1 protein-coding gene is annotated in these 1292 nt (G+C 64.1%); it reads left to right on the forward strand.

Features of this window, described 5'->3' with window-relative positions; genetic code table 11:
* Positions 1 to 1290, forward strand: a 1290-nt coding sequence (locus Q8814_RS26180) for a DEAD/DEAH box helicase (RefSeq protein WP_330154837.1), incomplete at its 5' end; no start/stop codon positions are given.
* Positions 1291 to 1292 lie beyond the last annotated feature (2 nt).

Genomic DNA, 1292 nt, shown 5'->3' on the forward strand with positions numbered 1-1292 from the left:
ACCCTGCAGTCGCTTGCGCTGATTTGTCACGCTCGTGCGAAGCGACCTGCGGATGCCCCGGTCCTCATCGTCGCGCCGACGTCGGTGGTTCCGAACTGGGCTGCCGAGGCCCGGCGGTTCACGCCGGATCTGAACGTCGTCGCGATCACCGAGACGTCCGGCAAACGCGGTGTTGGTCTGGGCGAGCTGCTCGACGATATCGACGTCGTCGTCACGTCGTACACGCTGCTGCGCCTCGACATCGACGACTACCTCGCCCAAGGATGGTCGATGCTGCTGCTCGACGAAGCCCAATTCGTCAAGAATCATCGGGCGAAGGCCTATCAGTGTGTGCGGCAGGTCGAGGCGCCGCTGAAGCTCGCGATCACCGGCACCCCGATGGAGAACAATCTGATGGAGTTGTGGTCGCTGCTGTCGATCGCCGCACCCGGATTGTTTCCCAACCCGACGAAGTTCCAGGACTACTACCGCAGGCCCATCGAAAGTGGCGCCAATCCCGAATTGCTTGTGCAGCTGCGTCAGCGCATCAAACCGCTGATGTTGCGTCGTACGAAGGAGCAGGTGGCCCCGGACCTGCCGGACAAGCAGGAGCAGGTACTCGAGGTCGATCTGACACCGAAGCACCGGGCTTTGTACGACCGGCAGTTGCAGCGGGAGCGGCAGAAGGTCCTCGGTCTCGTCGACGACATGGNCCGNAACCGCATCACGATCCTGCGGTCGCTGACGGTACTCCGCCAGATGAGCCTCGACCCGGCGCTGTTCGACGACACGCACAGCAAGGTGGGGTCCGCGAAGATCGACGCGCTGCTCGAACAGCTCGACGACGTGATCGCCGGAGGGCACCGGGCACTGGTGTTCAGCCAGTTCACCGGGTTCCTCGGCCGGGTCCGCGCCCGGCTCGACGCGGCGGGCATCGAATACGTGTACTTGGATGGCAAAACCCGCAATCGCGGAAAGATGCTCGAGGACTTCAAGACCGGAACGGCACCGGTGTTCCTCATCAGCCTCAAAGCCGGCGGGTTCGGCCTGAACCTGGTGGAGGCGGACTACTGTTTCCTGCTCGACCCGTGGTGGAATCCCGCGGCCGAGGCGCAGGCGATCGACCGCACCCACCGGATCGGGCAGACCCGCAATGTCATGGTGTACCGGCTGATCACCCGCGACACCATCGAGGCCAAGGTGCGGGCGATGCAGCTGCGCAAGTCGCAGTTGTTCTCGTCCGTCGTCGACGACGGCGAGATCTTTTCGTCGGCGTTGACCGCCGACGACATCCGAGCCCTCCTCGCCTGACG

This window comes from Rhodococcus chondri (assembly GCF_036327435.1).
GTDB classification, from domain to species: domain Bacteria; phylum Actinomycetota; class Actinomycetes; order Mycobacteriales; family Mycobacteriaceae; genus Rhodococcus; species Rhodococcus chondri.